Raw genomic sequence first — 18,271 nt, 5'->3', positions numbered from 1 at the left:
GGTGATAGTGGTTGTCCTGTGCTGCCTGTCCCGGCCCCATCCGGCAAGCTGCAACCCCTTGGTTCAGGGCGCTGTTCTCGACTCCAGGTCCATTTCTGCTGGCCACACGACCCTAGGCGCCAGGCGCAGGGCGAATTCACACCAGAGCACATCGTCATGGTCCTTCGGTTCGCCGGGGGGCGGCAGGGCTGAAGGGCCTTGTTGCATGTAAGTGCAGATATAGGCCCAAGCGTACTGGTCGGCCCCCATCGTCACCAGAGGGAAACGGTCGATTACATTGTTTGTACCTGGCGCGACGATGGAAAGTGTGACACCCCATTTGAAAATGACCCCATTTGGCAGGGGACTGGCCTGGGACCATCGCTCGGCGCGTACCTGCGACCAATCGTAACTGACTGGAACGACTTTGCCTTTGTCGAATGGGTTCCACCATTGGTGTTTGAAGTTGTAGGCGTAGATTTTATGGCGGGCTCGGTTGAAACGGATGGGTAGATCCCTGGGTGGAGCAAGATCAGCACGGAACAGGATAATGATGCTCCATGAGTACAATGCGTACATGAACACTAGCAGGAGGACACTCTCAATATCTGTTGGGTCCGTATGGTTGATCATCCAAGGGAGATCGCTCAAGATCCAGATAAAATAAAGAAGCGTCAGTGCCGAAACTACACCACGGTATGCCATTGCTGAGCGAGATATTTCGAGATAGATCTCATCTTGGTGGTTTGGCGTCTGATTTCCCAGATTGGGCTGTAAAAGCGTTGAGTCGCAAGGCCCTGGCAGGTCTTCTTTCCAACCGGTGCAGGGCGGGACGAGTGCTGGCCCGCTCATTGTTTATTATCCTTGCTGGCACGGATGTCACTTTCCTTCACGCTCACTTGAGCGTATGCCGTCGGGTCATGGCGGTCTGGCCAGTAACTCAAGTTGAATTCAAAGGCTTGGATCGTGTGATGGTCGGAGAGTGGCAGCGATCCCTGGACACTGAGACCTTCCGTCCTTTCGTCCAGCTTTATCAAGGGTTGCATATCGGACATGCTTAAGAAAAGGTCTATAGGGTCTTTATTTTCAGCATTCATTTTCACAGGGGACGAGCTGTCGGCTGATAATTCAACTATTTCACAGTGCCTGCCTCCGCGGTGCAGGCGCAGACTCCACTGGTAATGTGAAAGGTGTCGGTTGAAATTCGGAATGCGGATTAAATAATTAAGCCTGAAGCTGGCCGGCACCGCGTTACCGTCACTGATAGATACTGTTGCTTCAGCCTCTCGGTGAATGGCGTGACTAAAATTGAACTGTATTTGAATCGAGACTTCCGCTTCCAGGCCGACGATTGCAGCGTTAAGGGCGCCAATAGCCGCGTCCATATCAGTGTCGGCTTCCCACTGCCGAAATGATCGAGGCAGTCCCCACCTACAGTTTCTGGCCCAAAGTTCCATTGCTGAAGACTCCTTACGTTTGGCTGCAGTTGCAAGCAAATAGGCAGCAACACCTAACATAATGCTTATGCCTACTGGGCCCAGTAACGCACCGTAGCCAAAAGCGGCCAAGACCCCAAAGGCTGCAGCCCCGAATGAGGTGGCACTTGCGAACCGGTAGAGTTGAGTCGCTGGGGTATCTCCTATCTGCTCGGATCTGGAGCTTGCGTATGTGTACTGGGCTCCGTCCATGACGCCAGCAAGTGCCGCAATGCCGGAACCAAATCTTGCAATACCAGTTCCCAGCGAAATGGTGGTTACCATTCCGGGCCACGGTATCTTCGGGCGTACCACTGCAACAACGAGTCCTGCCGATTCGACACTTGCCCCCAACAACCCAAGCGACGAAGACCAGATCGCCGCCAGCGCTTCCGGGTTGTTCTGATGCGTTTCCTGCAATGCCCGATAGTTCCTGCCCAGGCTGTCCTGGTGAAACCACAGGCTGCCCAGGGCAAACAGCAAGCCGACGCTTCCGCCACTGGCGGCGGCATCGCGCAGGCTGCGCATGGCATCGCTGGCCACGCTTTGCGCGGCCTGTGAACTGATCTTCAACCCCTCCGTGACCTGTGTATGCAGCGTACCCGCACCTATCGCGATATTCCGTACCAGCGCTCCGACCCCATCGGCTGCCCCTTCGCGTAACTGCGCCAGCCGCGCCTGCAGCGTCTCGGCGCTTTCGAACGTCCACAGCACCACCTCGATCATCTGGTTGCGATTGCCCGGCGCGGCGATATTGATCGCCCCGCTCAGCACCATGGCCCGCACCTTGCGGCCCAGGGGATCGCGGAACTGCTGGTCGATCTGCTGCAAGAACGCATCGGTCCGTGCCTGCACGGCCTCGTTGAGCAGGCTCAGGTACTCGCCCAGGGTCAGCGAGAGCCTGAACGGGGTCAGCTGCTGCCCGGCGAACAGTGCAAACGCCGAGCGGTGCACATGGCCGATCAGCGTCTTGGCCCGTTTACTGAGGTGCTGGCTGAGTGCGTTCCCCGCGCTGTTGGTCGCGCCCAGCAACTGGCCGACGGCATCCTGTATCGGCTTGATCATCAACAGCTGGCCATCGCCAGTCCCGGCGATGCCCTTGATGATGTCGTGCACCTTGCCGAAGTCGTCCCCGGACAGCGCCGCGACCACTTGCTGCATCAGCCCCTGGTGCTTGGCCAGCAGCGCCTGGTACAGCAGGCTCTGCTCGTCTTCCAGCAGCTGCTGCCAGATATGCTGGGTGCTTCCGAGCGGCTGATCGTCCTGGGGCAGGGTCTCGCTGGGGCCACCGGCCAGGCAGGCCGCCATCATCTGGATGAAATACTCGACCGATACAGGATCTGCCGCGTCATAGTCGAAACAACCGATTTGTTGAAACGCGCGCGCGGCGTAGTGCCGTGCATACAGATCACCGACCTGGTCGATCATCGACTGCCAGCGCTTCAGTTCACGCTCGTAATCGGCCTGGAACGCGGCGCGGGCGCTTTCGTCGTAACGCTCTTCCAGGCGCTCGCGGGCTTCCTGCTGTTTTCGCGCGATGTTGCGTTCGCTCCTTGCCTCGATGTCCACCGCCGGCAGAGGCGCCTTGCCGGCCAGCGAGCTGTGGTTCCACTGCTCGACCTCTCGCGCCTCGCGCCGTGCGTCCTCGGCACCCTGCGCGGCGGCAGTGGCGGCGTGCAGCTCGCGGATGCCCAGCAGCGCCTGCGAAGTGAAGTACTCGAAGTGCCGCTGCGGCTGCGCGCGCCACTCCTGCATGGCCTGGACCCAGCCCGTGCGCTGCGCATTCAGCTCCATCACCATGCCGACCGGGTCGGGCAGGGTCAGCGCCAGTATGCCGTTGGGCAGTTGTTCGCGCTGGATGACATTGCATACATGGGTGCGGGTTTCATGCCAGCGCCCCAGGCGGCTGTAGAAGCCATGCACGCTGGCATACCTGGCAGAGGAAAACGTCGAGAACTCCAGCACATTCTCCAGGCCGAAGCGGAAGCTGTCGGTCATGGCGATGCCGAGGCTGGCAGGGTCGTTGCGCGCGGTGTGCAGGTCCACCTCGACAAAGCGGGCGAGGGTGCCCGGGTCTGCGCTGGCGACGCCTTGCCGGTAACGGTCGAGGACCGCTCGCGGCCAGGGGTCGTTGGCGAAGGCGATCCAGGCTTTGCGGTAGAGCAGGGTATCGATGTTGATGAACGAGGCGATGACGTCATGGCCCTCGGTGGCGCACCACTTGGGCAATGGCCTGGGTGGCGCCAGGGGCATCTGCGACACCGGGAAGCGCTGCAGGGTGCCGGTTGCCGCGACCTCGTAGGCTTGCCAGATCTCCTGGTCGAGCAGCACGTAGACATAACCCTGGCGCAGCAGGCGCAACTGGTCGGTGTGCATCGGGTGGAAGGTGATTGCGCTGTCGTCGGCCAGGCGATAGGGGCGTTCCGTATCCGGGCGCGGGGCGTAGGCTTGGCGCAGCAGCAGGATCGGCAGGCCGAGCCGTCCGCAGGCGTTGCAGTGGCCGTAGGTGTTGGGGATCTCTTCCTGCATGGCGATGTGGATGGCCTTGCTGATGCTCATGAGTAACTCCTTGCCTGCGGCAAAGCCGCGACGATGTGCGACCAGGTGCGGTCGTCATAGCTGGCGAAGCGCGCGGCCAGGCGTTGCTCGCCGGCAGCTGCCTGGGCCACATCGCGCTGGATGGTCGGGTGCTGCAGGAGCAGTGGGTGAATCATCAGCATGTGCAGGCACATGCACTGGAGATCGGCGCGGTCGCGCAGGCCCTGTTCGAAGGCTTTGAGGATCTGCTTCATGGCCTGGGCGGGTGCGTGGTCCGGCAAACCCGCTGCGCCTGCGAAGTGCCAGGGAGCACAGGTTTGCTGCACGGCGTTCAGGCGACGCCAGGCAACCAGCAGTTGAATGATCTGCGGTGCGACGTGCTGCGTCGCCCTCACGGCGTCGGGGACGACCAACTCGCCAGCCAATGGTTGCCGTTCAAACACCGCGCAACTGCCGCGGCCATCCGGGTGTAACCAGCTACGAATGGGCCCGAGTACCTCGCCGGCGTTGCTCATGCTCACGCGCAGCAAGGCCAGGCGCACAGGCTGGAACCAGGCCGTGATGCCATGCGGTGGCGGCTGATGCAGCACCTGGCATTGCTGGCTGATGTGCCGGCCGATGAGGGCGGCGGGTTGCTCGCTGAGCAGCCAGCCACACACATGGTGCCGGCTGGCCGTTGCCTCACGGGCGGCGCAGGCTGCGCTGGCAGCGGCCAGGGCTGGCGGCACTGAGCCAGGTGTGGCGAGCTGGACCAGGGCTGGCCAGTATTGCCGGTCCCGGACCAGCCCGGAGCAGTCGATACGGGTTACCGCTTCACTGCCTAGCGCGTCGATGAGTGCCGGAACGCTCAAGGGGTGCTCGGGCGGACACCCGGCAAACGGGTCGAGTAGAAGATAGAGGGCTTCTTCTGGGTTGCGCTGCCGGGTGGCGAAGTCATGGAGGCGCTGTGGGTAGCGAGTGGCCGGTTCTGCCTGGCTCTGCATGGGAAATTCCTTTTCGGCTAGTGCACCTTGAATGGCGTCCGCTGGGAGGGCGGAACACTAGCGAGGAATCAATTCGCAGGGGAGGTTTGGACGTCGCAATAGCTTGTAGGAAGTTTCGCTTCTTACGTTTTCAATGGTCTTTGAGGCTGCCGACCTAGCCATAATCAGGCCCGCGGCGGCTCCTTCTCGAACAGCTGGCGCATGACCTCCAGGTAGCGCCGTGCACCCAGCCCCAGCGGGCGCGGCTTGACCCAGATGATGTCGACCCACAGGCGCAAGCGGCTGGCCATGTTGTCGAAGCGCACTTCCGCCAACGCACCCGAAGCAATCAGCGGTTCCACCAGCGGCTGCGGCAGGTAGGCCCAGCCCAGCCCGGACTGCACCAGGTCCAGCGTGGCCAGGTAGCTGTCGGTCAGCCAGATGCGCCGCGACAGCACCATGCGCGGGTCCGAGCCGGTAGCCTTGCCCGAGGCCACGATGATCTGCCGTTGTTCGGCGAACACCTCTTCAGGCAGCGGTGTGGCGCTGTTCTGCCCGGCCGGATGGCGCGGTGAAGCGACGGCCACCAGCAGTTGGCTGCCAGCCTCCAAAAACGACTCGCGCTCGTCGATGCCGGGCCGCTCGAACACCAGCGCCAGTTGCACGCTGCCGTCATGCAGCAGGCGAATGGCCTCGGTCTGGGTGGCCGAGCGCACTTCGATCTCCAGGCTGGGGAATTCCTCGGCAAGGATTTCCAGTGGCTGGCTCCAGCGGCCGGTCTGCAGCTCGGGCGCCATGGCAATGGTCAGGCGTTTTTCCAGGCCCTTGTGCAGCTGCAGGGCCTGCGCGTCGAGCAGGTTGAGCTGGCACATCACCTGCCTGGCCTGGGGCTCCAATGCCAGGGCGGCACTGGTGGGCAAGGCCTTGCGCGTGGCCCGGTCGAACAGCACCAGGTCGAGCTCCGCTTCCAGCTGGGCGATCGCCATGCTCACGGCGGAAGGCACGCGCCCCAGCTTGCGCGCGGCGGCGGAGAACGAACCCGCCTCCAGCACGGCGAGGAAGATTGCCAGGGAATCACTGCTGAAGGCCATGGCGGCAAACCTGATGATCGGGCCGGAAATTATGACTTTTCGCCGGCCCGCTTGACAGCCCCCTACAGGCCTTCGCCCAGCACCCGGTCAATGCTGTCGACAAAGTAGTCGACGCTTGCCCGGGTAGTGCACATCGGTGGCTTGATCTTGAGGATGTTCAGGTAATCGCCGGTCGGCTGCATGAAAATGCCCAAGTCACGCAGGCGGTCGCACAGCGCCGCGGTTTCCTCGGTGGCCGGTTCGAGCGTGTCGCGGTCGCGCACCAGCTCCAGCCCCAGGTAGAAGCCCGAGCCATGCGCCGCGCCAGCCAGCGGGTGCTTGTCCACCAACGCTTGCAGGCGTGCCTTGAAGTAGCGCCCGGTGTCGCGGGCGTTGTCCCACAGGCCTTCCTCCTGCATCACGTCCAGCACCGCCATGCCAATCCGGCAGCTGACCGGGCTGCCGCCGGCCGAGGAGAAGAAGTAGCCTTCGGCCTCCAGGGCTTCGGCAATTTCGCGGCGGGTGATGACCACGCCAAGCGGCTGGCCGTTGCCCATGCCCTTGGCCATGGTGATGATATCGGGCACCACGCCCTGTTCCTCGAAGCCCCAGAAGTACTCGCCCAGGCGGCCATAACCGACCTGCACTTCGTCGGCAATGCATACCCCGCCACGGGCGCGGACTTTGGCATAGGCCTCGCGCAGGTAGCCGGCCGGCAACGCGATGCCCCCGGCGTTGCCATATACCGGCTCGCAGATGATGCCTGCCAGTTGGCGGCCACGGGCATCGAGGTCGGCCAGCTTGACGTCGACATCGTGCAAGTACTGCGCGGCGCTGTCGGCACCGCGGAAGCGGCCGCGGAAGGTGTTCGGCGCTTCCACCGGGTGCACCCAGTCCGGGCGGGTTTCCAGGGCCTGCGGGTTGTCGGCGATCGAAGTGGAGATGGCATCGGTGGCCACCGACCAGCCGTGGTAGGCCTCCAGCACGCTGAGGATGTCGCGCCCGCCGCTGTAGGCCCAGGCCAGGCGAATGGCCAGGTCGTTGGCTTCGGTGCCGCTGTTGACCATGAACACCCGGTCGAAGCCGGGGGGTGCCAGCGCCAGCAGGCGTTCGGAGAACTCACTGATGGCCGCATAGTGGAAGCGCGAGTTGGTGTTCAGCAGCGACCACTGCCGCGCCGATTCGGCGACCATGCGCGGGTGGCCGTGGCCCAGCACGGCGACGTTGTTGAGCATGTCCAGGTACGAGCGGCCCTGCATGTCGATCAGGTAGTTGCGCCAGCCGCGCTCGATGTGCGGCGGTTGCGCGTAGTAGTGCTTCTGCGAGCGGGCGAAGCTGGCGTCGCGGCGGGCCAGCAGGGCCTGCGGGTCCGGCAGCGGCTCGGCATCGCAGTCGAAGCCCAGCAGCGCCGCCGGCGACGGGCACAGGGCCAGCCAGGCCGGGGCATGCGACGGGGTGGCGAAGAACGGCGGCTGGATGCTGCTGTCCAGGCACAGCTGCACGCTGAGGAAGCCACAGCTGCTACCCAGCGACTGGCCTTTTTCCACGACCTGGCCATCGGCGGGGGCGCCTTCCAGGCCTTGCAGCCACAAGCTCCAATGCGCGCTGCGCAGGCAGCCACGGCTGTCGCCATGGCGCTGCCAGGTGCCGGCTTCCGGTGCCTGCACCAGGCTGCCATTGGGCACATGCAATTCGACGCCGAGGGCGCAGGTGGCGGGCTCTTCGGGGCGGTCGATATGGGTTTGCGACAGGCGATACTGCCCGTGCAGGCTGCAGGCCGGGGCTGGCTGCGCGCTCAGCAGGTGCTGGTCGAAGCCCGGTTGCTCCCAGTTGCCCGCCTGGTAATGCGCGCTGAGCACGCCGAGGTCTACGCGCGTGACGGGCTGTTCATTCAGCTCCGGGAGCAGGGGCGCGCAGGTGCCCAGGTCCGGCGTGGCAGGTTGCAGCCCCGCTGCTTGCAGGATGGCCATTTCCATCAGCGCGAAAGGTACGGCAGTGGCGGTGTCGAAGATCTCCCATTCATGGGCGATGTTGGCGCGGATGTACTGGTTGCCCGGGTCGACGCTGAGCTGCTGCTCGCTGCTGAGCACTAACACGGCGGCGCGGTTGACCACCAGTGGCCACAGGGCGCGTAGCTCGGCTTCACCCAGTGGGTTGAGCGCGTGATAGGCACGCACGGCTGGCAGGATGCGCAGCGGGTCGCCCTCGGCGTGGTGCAGCAGCGCGGCGCAGGTTACCGACAGGTCGGCGATACGCCAGGTGCGCAGCAGGTCGCCGAAATCGATCACGCCCTGCAGCTGCCATTGGCGCGCGGCGTCGCGGGCCCAGACCGAGTTGTCGTCGGTGATGTCCAGGTGCACGGCCTGGATCGGCAGTTGCGCGGCGAGCGGGGCCAGATGCGCGGCTGCCACGCTGGTGGCCTGTTCGACACGCGCGCGTTGTGCCGGGTCGGACAGTACCGGCAACAAGTGGTGGATCAGCGCCTGGGCGTGTTGCGGGTCCCATTGCAGGGTGCGCGACAGGCCTGGGTGGTCGAAGCCGGCGAGGGCTTTGTCCAGCTTGGCGCAGAGGCCGCCCAGCTCGGCCATCAGGTACGCCGGCATATGCCCGAGGCGGGTCAGCGGCTGGCCTTCGACATAGTCGAGCAGGCGAATGCGCAGCGCCTGGCCGTTCACGTCCACTTCCAGCAAGGCCTGGCCATCATTGGCCGCGCGCACGGCCGGTACCGGCAGGCCCTGTTCGCGCAGGTAAGCCAGCGCTGCATGCTGGGCTTCAAGCTCGACCCGCGCATAGCTGCCGTGGCACGCCTTGAGCACGTACCTGCCTTGGGCTGTATCGACCCGCAGGTTCAGGTCCTGCTGGCTGCCCAGGGCCGACAGTTCGCCGGCAATTCCGTAATGGGCCAGCAACAGATCGCTGGCCTGGCATGGGTCGAGCGCCGGGTTCGGCAGGCTGGAACGCTGGGCCAGGATGTCAATGACGGAGGAAGCGGGCGTTACTGGCTGGGTGGGCATGGCTCTACCGTGTTCGCTGAAAGAGGGCGGTAGAAAATTTATGCGGGTTTTGATTGATGATGAAAGACGATAATCGTCAATTTTTCTGATGACTGCACAACGACCCCGGCGGCCGACGGTCGTAAACCTATACAATATCTGTACAAATATTTTGTCTTGTACAAGTATTAGGTGTAGCGTAGTGCTATTACTTTCTTGGCTCCCCCTGTGGGACAGGTGAAACGACATGAAGGTTGCGCCCGTTCCGAGCAACGAGCAGGAGCGCCTGGCCACAGTTGCCCAATGGTGCGTGCAGCATCAGGAGCAGAGCAGTGAGTTGCGTGCGCTGGTAGAGCTGGCCCGGCATTACTTTTCCGCACCCATCTGCCTGGTTTCGATTGTCGGTGAATGTCAGCAATGGTTCACCGCCCGTGCTGGCCTGGAGACACCGGGCACGGCCAGGGACGTATCGTTCTGTGCCCACACCATCTTGCAGGCGCAGCCGCTGGAGATACTCGACGCTGCTGCCGACCCGCGCTTCGCGGACAACCCGCTGGTGACCGGTGAACCGGGCATTCGCTACTACTGCGGTGCGCCGCTACGGGTCGAGCAGCGGGTGGCGATTGGCAGTTTCTGCATCATCGACACCGCACCGCGCGCAGCGCTGAACGACGCTCAGCGCGGGATGCTGCTGGCCTTCGCCGACATGGCCATGCAGATCATCGCCGGCATGCGCCGCAACAACTTTCACGACCAGGCCACAGGGCTGTTCAACCGCCTGAAGCTCGAATGTGACGTCGGCGCGGGGCTGGATCGCGGCCAGTCGATGACACTGCTGGCCGTCGACATCATGTCGGCAGAGGCGCTGAGCGAGCTGATTCGCGGGCTGGGGTACAACTTTGCCCATGACTTGACCTTGCAGGCCAAGTCGCGCATCGCCAGCCAGCTGCAAAGCGGCTTGTCGTTGTACAAGATCAGCCCCACCCGGTTCGCCGTGCTGCTCGAGGATGCCGCTGCTGTCCTGCCGCTTTGCCAGCGCATCCTCCAGGCGCTCCAGGCGCCAGCCCAGTGTCACCAGATACCCGTGCTGCTCGACGCAGGCATCGGCATCGCGCCCATCACCCCGCTGGAGGATGAGCGCAACAGCCTGGAGTGGCTGCGCCGCGCCGTGGCCGCTGCCGACACGGCACGGCGCAGTGCGGGGCGGCATGCCTGGTACCAGACCGAGGTGGACGCGGCCCAACGTCGTGCGTTCATGTTGCTCACATCGCTGGCGCAGGCGTTGCACAGCGAAGATGAACTGAGCCTGCACCTGCAGCCGCGGGTCGAGCTGCCCAGCGGCGAGTGTCGCTCTGCCGAGGCCTTGTTGCGCTGGCGCCACCCGCTGCTGGGTGACGTTTCGCCCGGCGAGTTCATCCCGCTGGCAGAACAAACCGCGCTGATGGCCAACCTCAGCCTCTGGGTAATGCGTGCCGTGCTGCGCATTCTGCAGTGCACCCGCGGCCTGGATTTCAGCGTCAGCTTCAACGTCACTGCGCGAGACCTGGAAAGCGCGACGTTCATGGACACCTTGCTGGCCGAACTGCAACGCCAGGCGGTCGCGCCGGGCCGCGTACAGCTGGAGTTCACCGAAAGTGTGCTGATGGAGCAGCCCGAAGAGGTGCACCAGCAATTGCAACGCGCCGGCCAGGCCGGCATTGCTGTCGCCATCGACGACTTCGGTACCGGTTACAGCAACTGGGCCTACCTCACTCGCCTTCCGGCCTCGCTGGTCAAACTGGACAGAAGCCTTGTGCAGCGGTCCGCGCGTGGTGGCAAGGAGGCCTTGCTGGTGCAGTCGGTCGTCAGCCTGGCCAGCAGCCTGGGTTATCAGGTGGCCGCCGAGGGTATCGAAACGGCCGAGCAGCTTGCCCAGGCCAAGGATTGGGGCTGTGCCGAGGCGCAGGGCTACCACATCGCCAGGCCAATGCCGGTCGAGGTGTTCCGGCAGTGGTACTGCCGCACCCGGTTGTCGGGCCCGTTGGCCTGATCACATCTTGTCATTACGCAGGTACTTCCATGTTCAATCGGCACCTCAAAGCCGCGCTCGCCGAGCGCGATGCGCAAATACTGAGCCTTCGCCAGCGTCTGGCCCAGATCGAACAGGGACCTTTCATGAGGCTGGATGCCCAGGGCCGCGTGCTGGAACTCAACCCGGCGTGCGCTGCCGCCCTGGGCGCAGAGCCCGGCAGTGGCGTTGGCCAGCTGCTGGCGCAGTGGCTGCCGACCCCGGCCCAGCAGGGCCAGGCGCTGCTTGACGCGTTGCTGCGTTCGACGGCTGTGATCCAGTTCGGGCTCGATGGCACTGTGCTGGATGCCAACCCGATGTTTCTCGAGGCCATGGGCTATCGGCTCGAACAGGTGGTGGGCAGGCATCACCAGATGTTCTGCAGCGCCGCGCAGGCCAGCAGCCCTGACTACGCCGCGTTCTGGCAGACGCTCAATACCGGGCGTTATGTGGCGGGTCGCTTCTGCCGCCTGGACCGGCAAGGCCGTGAGGTCTGGCTGGAAGCCAGCTACAACCCGGTCAGCGACGCCCGGGGGCGCCTGGTGAAGGTGGTCAAGTTCGCCTCGGTGGTGACTGACCAGGTGCGGCGGGAGGCGGAGGTCAAGCGTGCCGCGCAGGTGGCGCTGGACGTTTCCCGCAGCACCGACGCCGGCGCCAGCGAAGGCGTGGCGGTGATGCACGCCATGGAGCAGACCATGCAGGACGTGGCTCGCCAGATGCAGGCTGCGGGGGTCACCATCAGTGCGCTGGGCGAGCAATCGACCAGCATCAGCGCCATCGTGCAGACCATTGGCGGGATTGCCGCGCAGACCAACCTGCTGGCACTCAACGCGGCTATCGAGGCGGCACGTGCCGGCGAGCAGGGCCGAGGCTTTGCAGTGGTGGCCGATGAGGTACGCAAGCTGGCGGCGCGCACCAGCACGGCCACCGCCGAGATCGATGCCGTGGTCGCACGTAACCAGGTCCTGGCCAGCCAGGCAGTCAGCGAGGTCGAGCGCAGCCGGATGGAGGCGGCCAGCGCATTGCAGTTGGCGCTCCAGGCCGGTACTGCCATCAGCGCCATCCAGGCCGGGGCGCGCAAGGTGGTGGATGCGGTGGAGCGGGTAAGCGAAGACCTGGGCTAGACAGAGCGGCAGGGCGGTCGCATTTGCCATATGTGTTTGCGAAGCATTAGCATTAGCAAGCTCATTAATCTTGCTCCGGATATCCGTCATGCCTTCGCCGCCACTGTCACGCCCAGCTCTGCTGGCGTTCTGCTGTTTCGTCCCGCTGCTGGCCCACGCTGGCGAACCGATCCAGCTGGAGGCTACCGACATCAATGCCGACGCCCTCAAGGTGCGGCCAGGCGCAATACCCGAGGCGTTCGCCGGTGGCCAGGTTGCCCGTGGCGGGCAGATGGGGGTGCTGGGCGACCAGGACTACATGGATGTGCCCTTCACCATGACCAGCTACACCGCCAAGGCTATCGAGGACCAGCAGGCCGAAGACATCGGCGACGTGCTGGCCAACGACCCTTCGGTGCGCGAGTCGTACGGCTTTGGCAACCAGTCCAAGGTGTTCGTGATCAGGGGACTGCCGCTGGCGGGTGATGACATTTCCTTCAACGGCCTGTACGGCATCTTGCCGCGCCAGGTGATGTCCACCGATGGCGTGGAACGGGTCGAAGTGTTCAAGGGGCCGAACGCTTTTCTCAATGGTGTCAGCCCGACCGGCACCGGCCTGGGCGGCAACGTCAACCTGCGGCCCAAGCGCGCCGAAGACCTGCCGACACGCCGCTACACCCAGGACATCAGCGCTGATGGCCGCATGGGCGAGCACCTGGATATCGGCCAGCGCTTTGGTGAAGACAACCGTTTCGGTGCCCGGCTGAACCTCAGCCAGCGTGAAGGCGAAACGGCGGTCGACGATCAGCACCAGCGCAGCAAGCTGTTTACCGCGGGCCTGGACTACCGCGGTGACACCTTTCGCCTGTCGACCGACATCGGCTACCAGAAGCAGCGCATCAACCACCTGCGCAATTCGGTGCGCCTGGGTGGCACCACCACCCGCCTGCCGACCGCGCCGGATGCCAGCCACAACTATGGCCAGGCCTGGAGCTACAGCGAGTCGGAAGACACCTTTGGCATGGCGCGCGGCGAATGGGACCTGAACGACAGCTGGACAGCCTACCTGGCCGGCGGTGCGCGGCATACCCGCGAACACGGCACCTATGGTACCCCGGTGCTGGTCGGCAACAGCGGCGCGGCGACTATCACTCCTTCCGATATTGTCCATGGGGAAGACAACAGCAGCTTCAGTGCCGGCCTCAATGGCCGCTTGCAGACCGGAGCGATCAGCCACCAGATCGCCGTGGGTGCGAACACCCTGTGGACCCAGGCGGAAAACGCCTACACCTTCTATGCGCCGATCAGCAGCAACATCTACGACACCGTGCAGCAAGCCAAGCCTGTGAAGGTCACCCGCTGGGGCGGTGACATGGGCGACCCGGGGGTAACCGCCAAGACCCGCACCCGCAGCCTGGCGATTTCCGACACGGTTGGCCTGTTCGACGAGCGCCTGTTGCTGACCTACGGCGTGCGCCGCCAGCAGCTGCGTATGCAAAGCTATTCCTACGACGGCAGCGGTCCTGTCACGCCTGGCCGGCCGAGTACGGACGGCAGCCGCAGTGGCGACCCCTACGACAAGTCGATCACCACGCCGGTGTACGGCGTCGTGTTCAAAGCCAGCGACAGCGTCTCGCTGTACGCCAACCGTATCGAAGGCCTCGCCCAGGGGCCAACGGCGCCTGCCAACGTCTCCAACGCCAGCGAGATGTTCCCCCCCGGGCGGACCAAGCAGCTTGAAGCCGGTATCAAGCTTGACCGGCAGACCTTTGGCGCGAACCTGGCCGTGTTCCGCATCGAGAAGCCGTCGGACGGCTACACCTTGAACAATGTCTTCATCCGCGACGGCGAACAGGTCAACAAAGGCCTGGAATTGAGCCTGTTCGGCGAGCCCGTCGAAGGCCTGCGCCTGATGGCCGGTGGTACCCGCATGAGCTCGGAGCAGAAGAACACCGCCAACGGCAGCAATGACGGCAACCACGCCATCGGTGTGCCGACCTTCCAGCTCAATGCCAGTGTCGACTGGGACGTGCCGGGTGTGCCGGGGCTGGCGCTGAATGCGCGGATGCTACGTACCGGTGGGCAGTTCGTCGATGCGGCGAACAACGTCAGCCTGCCGACCTGGAACCGTTTCGACATCGGTGGTCGCTACACGCTGAAAGTGGCGGAGAAAGACCTGACCTTGCGGGTCAACGTGGAAAACCTGACCGACAAGAACTACTGGGCTTCGGCCAACGGCGGCTACCTGACCCAGGGCGATCCGCGGCTGGTGAAGTTCTCGGGCACTATCGATTTCTGAGTAGCCGACCGGGGCGTTCGCTTCACAGAAGTTCGTGGCGTGCCAGTGCCGGCCCCTTCGCCGGTCTAGCCGCAAAGGGGCCCGCCCTGGCGGTGGCTGGCTACGACGCCTCCACCTCCAGAAACGCCGCCTCCAGCAACTGCCGGGTATACGGATGCTGCGGCGCGTGGAAGATCGCCTGCGCGTCCCCTTGCTCCACCACCTGGCCATGCTTGATCACCATCAACTGGTGGCTCAGCGCCTTGACCACCGCCAGGTCATGGCTGATGAACAGGTAGGTCAGGTTGTATTTCTGCTGCAGGTTGCGCAGCAGTTCCACCACCTGCCGCTGCACCGTACGGTCCAGCGCCGATGTGGGTTCATCCAGCAGGATCAGCGCCGGCTTCAATACCAGGGCCCGGGCAATGGCAATGCGCTGGCGCTGGCCGCCGGAAAACTCATGCGGGTAGCGATGCCGGGTGCGCGGGTCCAGCCCGACTTCCTCCAGCGCCGCGATGATCGCCGCTTCCTGCTCCTGCGGTGTGCCGATCTTGTGGATGCGCAGCCCTTCACCAACGATATCCGCCACGCACATGCGCGGGCTCAGGCTGCCGAACGGGTCCTGGAACACCACCTGCATTTCCCGCCGTAATGGCCGTACTGCCTTCTGGTTGAGGCATTCGAGCTGTTGCCCGTGGAAGCGAATCCCGCCCTGGCTGGCAATCAGCCGCAGGATCGCCAGGCCCAGCGTCGACTTGCCCGAGCCGGACTCGCCGACAATCCCCAGCGTCTGCCCCTGCGGCAGGCTGAAGTTGACACCGTCCACGGCCTTCACATGGTCAACCGTACGCCGCAGCAAGCCTTTCTTGATCGGGAACCACACCCTGAGGTCATCCACCTCCAGCAAGGGCGCGCCCACCGGGTTGTGGGCCGGTAGCCCGCTGGGCTCGGCATTGATCAGCATCTGCGTGTAGTGGTGCTGCGGGGCGCTGAACAATCGGCTGCATTCGGCCTGCTCGACGATCTGCCCGCGTTGCATCACGCACACCCGGTGGGCAATGCGCCGCACCAGGTTGAGGTCGTGGCTGATCAGCAGCAAGGCCATGCCCAGGCGCGCCTGCAGCTCCTTGAGCAGGTCGAGGATCTTCAACTGCACGGTCACATCCAGCGCCGTGGTCGGTTCGTCGGCAATCAGCAGGTCGGGTTCGTTGGCCAGCGCCATGGCGATCATCACCCGCTGGCGCTGCCCGCCCGATAGCTCGTGGGGCAGGGCCTTCAGGCGCTTGCGTGGCTCGGGGATGCCGACCATGTCCAGCAGCTCCAGCGTACGTGCCGTCGCTTCCTTGCCGGTCAGGCCCTTGTGCAGCAGCAGAATCTCGTTGATTTGCTTCTCGATGCAGTGCAACGGGTTCAGCGAGGTCATCGGCTCCTGGAAGATCATCGCAATGCGGTTGCCGCGGATGCGTTGCAGGCTCTTCTCGTTCTGCTGCAGGAGGTCCTTGCCCTCGAAGCGGATGCTGCCGCTGGGGTGCCGGGCGAGGGGGTAGGGCAGCAGGCGCAGGATCGAGTGCGCGGTCACCGACTTGCCCGAGCCGCTTTCGCCGACCAGGGCCAGCGTCTCGCCCTTGCGGATGTCGAAGCTGATGCCATCCACCACGCGGTTGACCTGCTCCCCGGTGACGAACTCCACCGCCAGGTCGCGCACTTCGATCAGGTTCTGTTCACTCATGTCACTTCCTCGGGTCGAAGGCATCGCGGGCGGATTCGCCGATGAACACCAGCAGGCTCAGCATCAGCGCCAGCACGGCGAAGGCGCTGATGCCCAGCCATGGCGCCTGCAGGTTGGACTTGCCCTGGGCAACCAGCTCGCCCAGCGACGGTGCGCCAGGCGGCAGGCCGAAACCGAGGAAGTCCAGCGCGGTGAGGGTGCCGATGGCGCCGGTGAGGATGAACGGCATGAAGGTCATGGTCGAGATCATCGCGTTGGGCAGGATGTGCCGGTACATGATCGCGCCATTGCGCATGCCCAGGGCACGGGCGGCGCGCACGTATTCCAGGTTGCGCCCGCGGAGGAATTCGGCGCGTACCACGTCCACCAGGCTCATCCACGAAAACAGCAGCATGATGCCCAGCAGCCACCAGAAGTTCGGCTGCACGAAACTGGCCAGGATGATCAGCAGGTACAGCACCGGCAGGCCGGACCAGACTTCCAAAAAGCGCTGCCCGGCCAAGTCGACCCAGCCACCATAGAAGCCCTGCAGGGCCCCGGCGATCACGCCGACGATGGAACTGAGCAGGGTCAGGGTCAAGGCGAACAGCACCGAAATACGGAAGCCGTAGATCACCCGTGCCAGCACGTCGCGGCCCTGGTCATCGGTGCCCAGCCAGTTGTCTGCCGATGGCGGCGCCGGGGCCGGTACACGCAGGTCGTAGTTGATGCTCTGGTAGCTGAACGGGATCGGTGCCCACAGCACGAAGCTGTCCTTCTTCGCCAATAGTTCGCGGATGTACGGGCTCTTGTAGTTGGCTTCCAGCGGGAATTCGCCGCCGAAGGTGGTTTCCGGATAGCGCTTGAACGCCGGGAAGTACCAGGCGCCGTCGTAGCGCACGGCAATCGGCTTGTCGTTGGCGATCAGCTCGGCGCCCAGGCTCAGGCCGAACAGGATCAGGAACAGCCACAGCGACCACCAGCCACGGCGGTTGGCCTTGAAGCGCTCGAAGCGCCGACGGTTGAGGGGGGACAAGGCCATGTCAGTGCTCCCGGCTGGCGAAGTCGATGCGTGGATCGACCAGGGTGTAGGTCAGGTCGCCGATCAGTTTCACCACCAGCCCCAGCAGGGTGAAGATGAACAGGGTGCCGAAGACCACCGGGTAGTCGCGGTTGATGGCCGCCTCGAAACTCATCAGGCCCAGGCCGTCGAGGCTGAAGATCACCTCGATCAGCAACGAGCCGGTGAAGAAGATACCGATGAATGCCGAAGGGAACCCGGCGATCACCAGCAGCATGGCGTTGCGGAACACGTGGCCGTACAGCACGCGCGGTCGGCTCAGGCCCTTGGCCTTGGCGGTGACCACGTACTGCTTGTTGATCTCGTCGAGGAAGCTGTTCTTGGTCAGCAAGGTCATGGTGGCGAAGTTGCCGATGACCAGCGCGGTGATCGGCAGGACCAGGTGCCAGAAGTAGTCCAGCACCTTGCCGGTGGTGCTCAGGTCGTCGAAGTTGTTGGAGGTGAGGCCGCGCAACGGGAACCAGTCGAAGTAGCTGCCGCCGGCGAACAGCACGATCAGCAGAATGGCGAACAGGAACGCCGGGATGGCATAGCCGACGATGATCGCCGAACTGGTCCACACGTCGAAGTGGCTACCGTGGCGTACGGCCTTGGCGATACCCAGCGGGATCGACACCAGGTACATGATCAGCGTGCTCCACAGCCCCAGCGAAATCGACACCGGCATTTTCTCGATGATCAGGTCGATGACCTTGGCATCGCGGAAGAAGCTGTCGCCGAAGTCCAGGCGGGCGTAGTTCTTGATCATGATCCACAGGCGTTCGGGCGCCGACTTGTCGAAGCCGTACATGCGCTCGATCTCGGCGACCAAGGCCGGGTCCAGGCCTTGGGCGCCGCGGTAGTTGGAACCGGCCACCGACACTTCGGCGCCGCCACCGGCAATCCGGCTGGTGGCGCCTTCGAAGCCTTCGAGCTTGGCGATCATCTGCTCGACCGGGCCGCCGGGGGCGGCCTGGACGATGATGAAGTTGATGATCAGGATGCCGAACAAGGTCGGGATGATCAGCAGCAGGCGGCGCAGGATATAGGCCAGCATC

The 18,271-nt window shown here is 64.1% G+C and carries 11 protein-coding genes and 1 pseudogene; 4 read left to right on the top strand and 8 right to left on the bottom strand.

Features of this window, described 5'->3' with window-relative positions; translation table 11 throughout:
* Window positions 1-63: 63 nt before the first annotated feature.
* From HG549_RS26060 to HG549_RS17180, 5 genes are all read right to left on the bottom strand, one after another.
* The gene (locus tag HG549_RS26060) at window positions 64-831 is read right to left on the bottom strand and encodes a DUF6708 domain-containing protein (protein WP_256665943.1); all 768 of its coding nucleotides are present in this window, start codon (window positions 829-831) and stop codon (window positions 64-66) included.
* Window positions 828-4,013: a T6SS effector BTH_I2691 family protein gene (locus HG549_RS17195; protein ID WP_170030798.1), complete on the bottom strand. Its 3,186-nt coding sequence runs from the start codon at window positions 4,011-4,013 to the stop codon at window positions 828-830. The genes HG549_RS26060 and HG549_RS17195 overlap by 4 nt, the downstream gene beginning before the upstream one ends.
* Window positions 4,010-4,975, bottom strand: a complete 966-nt coding sequence (locus tag HG549_RS17190) for a hypothetical protein (RefSeq protein WP_170030796.1) — start codon at window positions 4,973-4,975, stop codon at window positions 4,010-4,012. The genes HG549_RS17195 and HG549_RS17190 overlap by 4 nt, the downstream gene beginning before the upstream one ends.
* 164 nt (window positions 4,976-5,139) lie before the next feature.
* Window positions 5,140-6,045: a LysR family transcriptional regulator gene (locus tag HG549_RS17185; protein WP_170030794.1), complete on the bottom strand. Its 906-nt coding sequence runs from the start codon at window positions 6,043-6,045 to the stop codon at window positions 5,140-5,142.
* Between the two features lie 62 nt (window positions 6,046-6,107).
* Window positions 6,108-9,038 (bottom strand): aminotransferase, encoded by a 2,931-nt coding sequence (locus HG549_RS17180; RefSeq protein WP_170030792.1) that lies wholly within the window; start codon window positions 9,036-9,038, stop codon window positions 6,108-6,110.
* Between the two features lie 226 nt (window positions 9,039-9,264).
* On the opposite strand from HG549_RS17180, the gene HG549_RS17175 reads away from it, so the two are divergent.
* The 4 genes and pseudogenes from HG549_RS17175 to HG549_RS17165 all read left to right on the top strand — a co-directional run bounded on the left by HG549_RS17175 (window position 9,265) and on the right by HG549_RS17165 (window position 14,466).
* The gene (locus HG549_RS17175; RefSeq protein WP_170030790.1) at window positions 9,265-11,046 is read left to right on the top strand and encodes a sensor domain-containing phosphodiesterase; all 1,782 of its coding nucleotides are present in this window, start codon (window positions 9,265-9,267) and stop codon (window positions 11,044-11,046) included.
* A 29-nt stretch (window positions 11,047-11,075) separates the two neighbouring features.
* Window positions 11,076-11,603: pseudogene (locus HG549_RS26375) on the top strand (PAS domain-containing protein); the annotation flags it as partial.
* A gap of 135 nt (window positions 11,604-11,738) precedes the next feature.
* Window positions 11,739-12,188: a methyl-accepting chemotaxis protein gene (locus HG549_RS26370; protein WP_372241580.1), complete on the top strand. Its 450-nt coding sequence runs from the start codon at window positions 11,739-11,741 to the stop codon at window positions 12,186-12,188.
* An 88-nt stretch (window positions 12,189-12,276) separates the two neighbouring features.
* Window positions 12,277-14,466: a TonB-dependent siderophore receptor gene (locus HG549_RS17165; protein WP_170030786.1), complete on the top strand. Its 2,190-nt coding sequence runs from the start codon at window positions 12,277-12,279 to the stop codon at window positions 14,464-14,466.
* 100 nt (window positions 14,467-14,566) lie between these two features.
* Here HG549_RS17165 and HG549_RS17160 read toward each other — a convergent pair whose 3' ends face one another.
* The 3 genes from HG549_RS17160 to HG549_RS17150 are packed head-to-tail and all read right to left on the bottom strand — an operon-like array spanning window position 14,567 to window position 18,270.
* Entirely contained in the window at window positions 14,567-16,174 is a 1,608-nt protein-coding gene (locus tag HG549_RS17160; RefSeq protein ID WP_170030784.1) for an ABC transporter ATP-binding protein, read from the bottom strand.
* 1 nt (window position 16,175) lies between these two features.
* Window positions 16,176-17,195, bottom strand: coding sequence for an ABC transporter permease (locus tag HG549_RS17155; RefSeq protein ID WP_170030782.1), 1,020 nt, complete (start codon window positions 17,193-17,195; stop codon window positions 16,176-16,178).
* A 1-nt stretch (window position 17,196) separates the two neighbouring features.
* A complete protein-coding gene (locus HG549_RS17150) occupies window positions 17,197-18,270 on the bottom strand; it encodes a microcin C ABC transporter permease YejB (protein WP_170030780.1) in 1,074 nt (357 codons plus the stop codon).
* Between the last annotated feature and the right edge of the window lies 1 nt (window position 18,271).

Source organism: Pseudomonas sp. SK, assembly GCF_012975065.1.
GTDB classification, from domain to species: Bacteria; Pseudomonadota; Gammaproteobacteria; order Pseudomonadales; family Pseudomonadaceae; genus Aquipseudomonas; species Aquipseudomonas anuradhapurensis.
This window is presented reverse-complemented; position numbering and strand designations above follow the sequence as displayed.